Source organism: Streptomyces sp. NPDC054794 (genome assembly GCF_053611585.1).
Genome location: NZ_JBSHAQ010000002.1, coordinates 1 through 7,944 on the forward strand (window position 1 = coordinate 1; position 7,944 = coordinate 7,944).

Below are 7,944 nucleotides of genomic sequence, written 5' to 3' on the forward strand. Positions count from 1 at the left end.
CGGCATGCAACCGGCACTCGTTAACAGCCCTGATCTGCACGCCAATCCCATAACAGAGTCAGATACAAGGCAAAAACTCGCATACCACCCTCTCAGAAGGCCGCGCTCGTCACGCACATCCGGCGGACGTACTACAGCGATCAGGGGCGGCCCGTGGAGACGGCGGACATCGTGGTGCCCGCCGCTCACTGCGAGATCGTCTACGAGATTCCGATCAGCCGGTAGCCACCACTCGCGAGGCACCTGACGCCCCCAGCGCAAGGGTCAGGAGGCGTGCGCGCCGTCGATGACAGATCGTCGCCAGCGGGGCGCGTTCCGCAACCTGGACCACCATTGCGGTCAGGTCGGGCACACCCACGACGAGACCAGGGATCCCGAGGCCACGGGCGGTGCAGTCACTCGCCGAGTTGAGCGGCCAGGAATACCGCTGCCACCGAGGGGCGGACCGCGTACGTTGCGCCCGAACCCCCCTCAGGGGCTGCCCACCAGTAGAACGGATACCGCCGCTGGCTGTTGCTGTGACCTTTGTCCATCCCACGCACCACACCGGCCACACGCGGCGCCGGATCGCCCCCATTCGGCCCGCCCAGGGCCTTGTCCGCCAGTTCCGTGCAGTGGATCATCCGGCCAGGGGTGCGGAGCAGGTACTCGAACATCCGCCGGGCCTGCGGGGCGAGCTCAGCCAGGAACACCGCGGCACGCTGCAAGTCCTCCGGGCCCCATTCCGGGGCGCCGTAGTGCTTCTCTTCGCCAGAGTGCTCAGCCCATCGCGGATCAACCTCAGACAGATACTCCGTCATGCCCGCCCCCAACAGTCAGTGCCTAGCGTGTGTGTCGTTCGCACCGTACAGATCCGCCAGGACACTGCGTGTCGAATCCGTGTCGAAGTTCTACCGGCGACCCGCTCAGCTGAGGAAGACCCACAGGTCAAGAGGAGGGCGGGGCGCAGCCACAAAGCGCCTTCTAAGCGCTTGGCCGCAGGTTCGAGTCCTGCCGGGGGCGCCCAGTCTCCGCCCTCCCTCGGGAGGGCGTTTTTGCTGTTCAGGGCGGATCCCTCCCCGAGCTGTCCGCCATGCGGGCTCCACGGAGCCTCGGGCGCCGGTTCGGCGAACGATCAGTGTCGATCGGGGCCGATCAGGGCCACACCAGAGGGTTCACCGCCGGTCCGGCCCTGAAGATCTCGGGGCGACCTCAGTCCCGGCAGTACCGGTGGTAGCCCGAGTTGTAGCCCGAGTTGTAGCCGCTGACATAGCCACGTGCCCACGAGGAGTCGTGACCGCCCGCGTAGCCGGATCCGTAACCGTCGCGGTCACAGTCGGATCGCGCGTCGGAGAAGCCGTCGCGGAAACCCTGCCGGAAGCCCTCCCGGAAGTGGTTCTGGTCCGGGAGAACCGTCGCGGAACTCACTTGCGTCGAGGGAGAAGACGCGAACGCCGGCTGAATGCTCAGCGGCATGAAGGCGACTCCCGTCGCCACCAGAGCGGAGCTGAGGGCGGCCGCCCTCTTGATAGTCCTTCGTTGCATGAGCTCTCCCCAGATACGCTCACATGGAATATATCCACCCTAATAGACCAAAAGAGTGACGCAACTTGGGGGTAATCGATCTACGCGGACATTTTTGCTCCCTGGCCCGCCACCGCCGCCAACGACCCTTGGAACAGGCGTGACTTCCGTCCGGCGAGATCCGAAGTGGGGGACTTCAGCGGGGAATTCGTACTCGAACAGTGTTGAAGTGGGTGGGCTACGCTGACGGCATGGCGCGAGAAAGGTTGAATCGCGATCAAGTTGTCGAGGTGGCGATCGAGCTCCTCGACGACGAGGGGGTCGACGGCCTGAGCATGCGGCGCCTCGGCAAGCGGCTCAACTCGGCCCCGACGGCGATGTACTGGCACGTCGGCAGCAAGGAGAACCTGGTCGTACTGGCCGCCGACCGGGTGTGGGGCGAGATCGAGCTGCGCGACCCCGCCGAAGCCGGCTGGCGGGCCGCCGCGCGCGCCCTGATGCGGGACACGTACGCGACGGTCGACCGCCACCCCTGGCTGGTCCCGGCGATCAGCACGCACTTCGTGTACGGCCCGGGGATGGCCCGCTTCCAGAATCACTCGTACGACATCTACGAGGCCGCCGGGTTCCAGGGCCGCGACCTCGACTGGGCCGTCAACACCGCCTTTACGTTCGTGGCGGGCACCGCCCTGCTCGACGCCACCCGGGCCGCGGCGGCCAGGGCCAAGCCGAGTGACGTCGTGCAGCGGGCGGACGAGATCGTCGCCCAGTACCCCCGGCTGCGCGAGCGCATGGAGTCGTTCGGCGACGCCGATCCCGCCGAACTGCTCGGCCAGAAGTTCGCGTTCGGCCTGGAGACCATCCTCGACGGCCTGGAGGCACGGCTGCGCGGCGAGGGCGCCGGCTCCGGTGGCGGCGCAACGGCCACCGCCGAGTCCGCGTCGCGCGCGGCCCTCCCCTGACCACGCCGGCGGGCCGGGCTGCACCGGCCGCTACAGTCACCCGCAAGGAGGGGGAGACGACGTGCGACTTCGCTGTGCGGTGCTGGACGACTTCCAGGGTGTGGCGGCCGAGTCCGCCGACTGGTCGGTGCTCGGCGAGGAGGTGGAGGTCGTCGCCCTGCGCGAGCACCTGGACGGCGAGGACGCCCTCGCCACGGCGCTCGCCGACTTCGACATCGTCGTCACCCTGCGCGAGCGCGTGCCGTTCCCCGGCTCGCTCCTCGCCCGGCTGCCCAGGCTGCGGCTGCTCGTCGCCTCCGGCATGCGCAACAGCGTCATCGACTACGCCGCCGCCGAGGCGCACGGCATCACCGTGTGCGGGACCGGGAGTTCGTCCACGCCGCCGGTCGAACTCACCTGGGCCCTGCTGCTCGGCCTCGCCCGCGGCATCGTCGAGGAGAGCAACTCCCTGCGCTCCGGCGGCCCTTGGCAGTCAACTGTCGGCGCCGACCTGCACGGCCGTCGGCTCGGCCTGCTCGGGCTCGGCAAGATCGGTGGCCGGGTGGCGCGGGTCGGGCTCGCCTTCGGCATGCACGTCAGCGCCTGGAGCCAGAACCTCACCAAGGAACGCGCCGAGGAAGTGGGCGTGGACCTGGCCGCGTCCAAGGAGGAACTGCTGGCCGGCAGTGACTTCGTCTCCGTCCACCTGGCGCTCGGCGACCGCACCCGCGGCCTGCTCGGCCCCGCCGAACTCGCTCTCATGAAACGGTCCGCCTACCTGGTCAACACCTCCCGCGCGGCCATCGTCGACCAGGACGCCCTGCTCGCGGCGCTCCACGAGGGCCGCATCGCCGGCGCCGGGATCGATGTCTTCGACATCGAGCCCCTGCCCGCCGACCACCCGATGCGCGGCGCGCCCGGTCTCCTCGCGACTCCCCACCTCGGCTACGTCTCCCGGGCCAACTACGCGACGTACTACGGCCAGGCGGTCGAGAACATCCGGGCCCACCTCTCCGGTTCACCGGTACGACGGCTGCCCTGAACCAGCCGGGACCCGGGCGCGGCAACATATCAACGCCGATCATTAAAAAGGGTGATCATCAGGAGAACACCGTGCCGAGCGCGCAGCCGCCGCGTTGAACGGGACGTGCGGCGGCTGTTCTGCCGTCGCACTCTCGTCGAGTCATAAGGAGAACGCGATGTCTCGCATCGCGAAGGCGGCCGCGGTTGCCCTGAGCACCGGCGCCGTTGTGGTCGGCGGAGCCGGTATGGCCCTGGCCGACGCGGGCGCTGTGGGCGGCGCGGCCGGTTCCCCGGGCGTGCTGTCGGGCAACACCGTCCAGGTTCCGGTTCACGTGCCGGTCAACGTCTGCGGCAACACCGTGAACGTCATCGCCCTGTTGAACCCGGTCTTCGGCAACGCCTGCGTCAACGGCCACGTCCCCGACAACGGCAAGGGCGGCGACAAGGGCGGCAACGAGGGCGGATACGGCAACTAGTCCGCCCGCACACAAAGAAAGAGCCCCGGTGCCCTGATCACCGGGGCTCTTTCCGTACCGGAGTTCAGACGTACCGGTAGACCCGGCTCATGTCCTCCAGTTGGTCCGGTGTCACGTCCCACGGCGGCAGCTTCTCGTGCCGGGCGACGATCCGCCGGTGCTGCGCGCTGCGGGGGCCGGGCGGCCGGGCAGGCAGGTAACGGTGGTTGTGGTGGCGCCGCTGCCAGCGGGACCACTGCAGGTCGATGAAGGCGTGGTGCAGCCAGAACACGGGGTCGTTGACGGAGGCGCCGCCGAGCATCACCCCGCCGACCCAGCGGTGCACCCGGTTGTGGTTGCGCCAGGAGGAGCTGCCGCTCCCGTGCCCCCACCCCTCCAGCCTGTTGCGGAAGCCGCGGGTGACGGTGGAGTCCCAGGGCGAGACGTCGTAGACGGGGTCGTCCAGCGCCGACTTCAGTTCGGCGGCGGTGGGCAGTTTGATCGGATGGCGGGAGCGGCCCAGGTCACGGGTGAGGAACGCCCCGTCCGTGACACCCTCCTTGATGGTCCAGTGGCCGGCCGAGTAGGCGAACGGCCCGGTCGTCACCTGCCGGTCGGAGCGCCGCCCGTTGCCGCCGAGCAGATCCTTCGTCCAGGGCACCGACCTGGTCGTGCGGTCCCGGGTCCAGTCCCAGTACGGCACGGTCACCGAGGAGTCGACGCGGCGCAGGGCCCGCTCCAGCTCCAGCAGGAAGCGCCGGTGCCAGGGCAGGAAGGAGGGCGCCATGTGGGCCGTGCGCAGGCCGTTCTCGCCGTCGGCGCCGAAGTAGGCGATGTGCGTCCGCACGAACTCGTCGTACACACCCCGTCGTTTGATCTCCAGCATGGCCTTGACGAACCGCCGCCGCTCGGTGCGCGTCAGCCTGCTCGCGTTCTTACGCACGTACGCCATAGTGTCCCCCCGTGTGCGCGTGCCACCCGCCGACCGGGCCCGGGGCCAGGTCGCGCAGCCGCTGGCCGGGGCCGAGCTCGTCGACGGCCGCGCGGGTCGCCTCCAGCGGTGTCCGGTACGACTGGTAGTGGTCGACCATGCTCAGCCAGGTCCCGTCGGCGCGGCGCATCAGGTGCAGCGGCCGCCCGTCCACGGTGATCTGCCACTCGGCGCCGGCGGGGGCCCCGGCCACGAGCGGCAGGAGCATGCCGCGGATGCGTCGCCCGCGGTAGGTCTCGTCGAAGAAGGTGTCCGTGTGCCGGGCCTCCTTTCCGGGGCTCGGCGGGCGGGAGGCGGCGACGACGGGCGCGAGCGCCAGGGCGGCGACGGAGCCGAGCAGGCCCCGTCCCAGCTCGCGCCGTGTCCGGGCGCCGGGCCCGTCTCTCAGCGGGCTTCCTGACCCCTGATCAGCGTTCGTCGGCGTTCCTGAAGCACCCATGACCATCACTCGTTCCGTGTCGGGTTCGGCTGTCGTAGCGGTAACCGCCCGACGGGCTCCGCGGTCACCGCGAGGGCGGCCGTCCGGTGATCCCGGCGGCGTCCGGGTATGGCGAGGGGCCCGGTGCGCCGTCGGCGCCCGGGCCCCTGTCGACCGGCGTGGCGCTACTGGGCCGGGCCCGTCCCCAGGCTCGCGCCGGGGACCGTGCGAAGTGCCGGGCCGACCACGCCGGCCTGGGGCTCCTTCACGTCGGGGAGGCCGAATCGGCGGGGGTTCGGCGACGTCAGCGGGGCGTCCACGGCGAGGCCGGGGGCGAGGGTGGACACCTCGGCGGCGGGGGCGTCGAGGTTCAGGTGGTCGAAGCCGTCGCCGAGGACGTGCGGCAGGGGCGCGTGCAGGTCGGCGCCGGGCAGGCCGCCGCTGATGGGCAGCTGCGGCAGGGCCCGTTCCGGGAGGAGCCGGCCCTCGGCGTACCCCGAACCCTCGGGTGCGCCCGGCTTCGGCAGGGGCAGCTCCGCGCCGAGCTGGGGCAGCTCCATGTCGAGGGACTTCTCCACGCCCTTCAGCGGCACCGGGACCGGGACCGTGCCGACCGCGGCGGCGGGGGTCGCGCCGGCTCCCACGGCGGCCGCGACGCCCGCGATGACGGCGGCAAGGGTTCCTCGGGTGGTCGACTTCATGTCAGGCACGATCCTTTTCGGGGTTCGGGGCGTTCGTCGTCCGTAGCGCGTAACGAGCCGGAAAAGGACCGCAGTTCAAGAATCCCCCGGGTGCAGCAATGGTCAGCTCGTCCAGAAGTCCCACCAGCGGGTGAGGATCAGCATGCCGACGACCCCGATGTGCAGCACCGGCAGCAGCCAGGCGAACTCGGCGAGGAAGGTCTTGACCGGGGCCGGCGCGGGCAGGAAGCCGTTCCGTACGACGAACGACGTCACGTACCAGAACAGCAGGATCGTCGCGATCCAGGCCAGACAGCACCACAGGCACAGCGCGTTGATCCGGTACAGCGACTCGAACTGCAGCCATGTCACGAAGCAGATCCCGAACAGGCAGCCCGCCTCGAAGGTCAGCCAGTACCAGCCGGGGAACCGCGCCCCGGCCAGCAGGCTCACGCCGACGCAGATCACGATGCCGTAGGCGACCAGGCCCAGCATCGGGTTGGGGAACCCGAAGGCGGAGGCCTGGTCGCTCTTCATCACGCTGCCGCAGGACACCACCGGGTTCAGGCTGCAGCCGGGGATGAAGTTCGGGTTCTCCAGCAGTTTGAACTTGTCGAGGGTGATGACCCAGGAGGCCAGCAGCCCGGCCGCCCCGGTGAGCAGGACGAGCAGGGCGAAGTCGCGGCTGCCGCCCGCGGTCCGGAGCATCAGCCGCGCAGGCGGCGGGCCGGCAGGACGGCGTGCGCGGCGGCGTGCAGGGTCTCCTCGGCGCCGGCGAAGGCGGCCAGCGCCTGTGGCGGGACGGGCACGCCGGGCCGCCCCTCGGGCCAGGTGCGGGTGGTGAACACCAGGTAGGCGTGGCCGCGTTCGGCGACCGCGGCGAGCCACTCCGGCGGTGCGGTGCACTGGGCCCTGAACTGCGGCCGCGACATGGTGAGGACGGCCTGGCCGGCCTCGACGAGCAGGCCGACCGGCAGGCTGGGCCGGGTGGTCCCGTCGGCCAGGTCCCCGCCGACCCGCAGTCCGTTGCTCGTGAGCAGGTGCTCGACCGCGGCGGACGTCGCCTCCGGGCCGCCCTCGGCGTCCCCCAGGGAGTAGCCCAGCAGATAGGGCATGTCGGAGCCGTCGGGGGCCTCGCCGCTCCAGGCCAGCACGACGAGCGTGCCGAGGTCGGCGGGGTGGAAGGGACGCGGGTCGCTTGAGGTTGAGGTCACCGCGCGACCTTATCGACGGGCCGGTCGGCGGCCCGGCGTCCGCTCACCCGACCGGAGCAGCGCCCCGGGGCTCTCCACACGAACGAGGGACGCCGTCCGCGACGCCCCTCGAACGCTCGTCAGGGACGCCCCTCGAACGACCGTCGGGACGGGCCCTTCGAACGCTCCCGGACCGCCCTTCGACCGCCCCTCGGCTGGGTCAGCTCTGCAACGGGAGACCGCCGAGCAGCGGGTTGTGCTGGTTCAGGGCCGTGGTCGCGCCCTTGACCGTGTTCAGCACGGAGTCCTTGTTCTCGGTGTCGAGCGCGTTCGACTGGTGCTGCAGCGGCATCACGTCGCGCAGGGTGACGGGGCCCTTGGTGAGCGAGTCGACGGCGCCGTTGAGGCTGGTGGGCATGCGGTCGGCGGCGGAGGCGGCGAACGCGGGCGCGGCGACGCCGACGAGGGCCACGGAACCGGCAACGACAGCGGCAGCCTTCAGGGACTTCATCGCGTTCCTTTCTTCGGCGACTCAGGTCACCTCGGGTGATGGGACGCCGTGTTCAACGATGTCCGGCCGGGGCGGAAACCCCGTGTGCGGAAGACATATGAGATCCCGCGCACCGCTCGGGAAACGTCCCCAAAAACGCGAACCGGCCGTGCCCCCCCGGGTAAACCCCCGCGGTACGGCCGCCGAATGGGTGGGGAGATTACAGCGCCCTTTTAGCAAGGGTTTGCGG

At 70.5% G+C, this 7,944-nt stretch carries 11 protein-coding genes and 1 pseudogene; 4 read left to right on the top strand and 8 right to left on the bottom strand.

Going from position 1 to position 7,944, the window contains the following annotated elements; all coding sequences use genetic code 11:
- Positions 1-93: 93 nt before the first annotated feature.
- Positions 94-225: pseudogene (locus ACWGKT_RS02085) on the top strand (GntR family transcriptional regulator); the annotation flags it as partial.
- A 170-nt stretch (positions 226-395) separates the two neighbouring features.
- Here the strand turns inward: ACWGKT_RS02085 and ACWGKT_RS02090 are convergent.
- Positions 396-800 (bottom strand): DUF6416 domain-containing protein, encoded by a 405-nt coding sequence (locus ACWGKT_RS02090; protein WP_453272100.1) that lies wholly within the window; start codon positions 798-800, stop codon positions 396-398.
- A 391-nt stretch (positions 801-1,191) separates the two neighbouring features.
- Positions 1,192-1,524 (bottom strand): FliH/SctL family protein, encoded by a 333-nt coding sequence (locus tag ACWGKT_RS02095; protein WP_356145153.1) that lies wholly within the window; start codon positions 1,522-1,524, stop codon positions 1,192-1,194.
- A gap of 269 nt (positions 1,525-1,793) precedes the next feature.
- Between ACWGKT_RS02095 and ACWGKT_RS02100 the strand changes: the two genes are divergently transcribed.
- The 3 genes from ACWGKT_RS02100 (at position 1,794) to ACWGKT_RS02110 (ending at position 3,943) form a co-directional block, all read left to right on the top strand.
- A complete protein-coding gene (locus ACWGKT_RS02100; protein ID WP_453272101.1) occupies positions 1,794-2,465 on the top strand; it encodes a TetR/AcrR family transcriptional regulator in 672 nt (223 codons plus the stop codon).
- 61 nt (positions 2,466-2,526) lie between these two features.
- A complete protein-coding gene (locus tag ACWGKT_RS02105; protein ID WP_453272102.1) occupies positions 2,527-3,486 on the top strand; it encodes a D-2-hydroxyacid dehydrogenase family protein in 960 nt (319 codons plus the stop codon).
- Between the two features lie 157 nt (positions 3,487-3,643).
- Positions 3,644-3,943: a chaplin gene (locus tag ACWGKT_RS02110; RefSeq protein ID WP_453272103.1), complete on the top strand. Its 300-nt coding sequence runs from the start codon at positions 3,644-3,646 to the stop codon at positions 3,941-3,943.
- A 64-nt stretch (positions 3,944-4,007) separates the two neighbouring features.
- Here ACWGKT_RS02110 and ACWGKT_RS02115 read toward each other — a convergent pair whose 3' ends face one another.
- The 6 genes from ACWGKT_RS02115 to ACWGKT_RS02140 form a co-directional block, all read right to left on the bottom strand.
- The gene (locus ACWGKT_RS02115) at positions 4,008-4,874 is read right to left on the bottom strand and encodes a tyrosinase family protein (RefSeq protein WP_356145160.1); all 867 of its coding nucleotides are present in this window, start codon (positions 4,872-4,874) and stop codon (positions 4,008-4,010) included.
- Complete coding sequence (locus tag ACWGKT_RS02120; RefSeq protein WP_453272104.1) at positions 4,858-5,358, bottom strand: tyrosinase family oxidase copper chaperone; 501 nt, start codon at positions 5,356-5,358, stop codon at positions 4,858-4,860. Before ACWGKT_RS02120 ends, ACWGKT_RS02115 begins: the two co-directional genes overlap by 17 nt.
- Before the next feature lie 158 nt (positions 5,359-5,516).
- Positions 5,517-6,032 carry a hypothetical protein gene (locus ACWGKT_RS02125; RefSeq protein WP_453272105.1) on the bottom strand — a complete coding sequence of 172 codons (516 nt, stop codon included), beginning with the start codon at positions 6,030-6,032 and terminating at the stop codon, positions 5,517-5,519.
- Between the two features lie 102 nt (positions 6,033-6,134).
- Positions 6,135-6,719, bottom strand: coding sequence for a vitamin K epoxide reductase family protein (locus ACWGKT_RS02130; protein WP_453272106.1), 585 nt, complete (start codon positions 6,717-6,719; stop codon positions 6,135-6,137).
- A complete protein-coding gene (locus tag ACWGKT_RS02135) occupies positions 6,719-7,225 on the bottom strand; it encodes a DUF5949 family protein (protein WP_453272107.1) in 507 nt (168 codons plus the stop codon). Before ACWGKT_RS02135 ends, ACWGKT_RS02130 begins: the two co-directional genes overlap by 1 nt.
- Before the next feature lie 199 nt (positions 7,226-7,424).
- On the bottom strand, positions 7,425-7,715 hold the full coding sequence (locus ACWGKT_RS02140) for a hypothetical protein (RefSeq protein ID WP_453272108.1): 291 nt from the start codon (positions 7,713-7,715) through the stop codon (positions 7,425-7,427).
- Between the last annotated feature and the right edge of the window lie 229 nt (positions 7,716-7,944).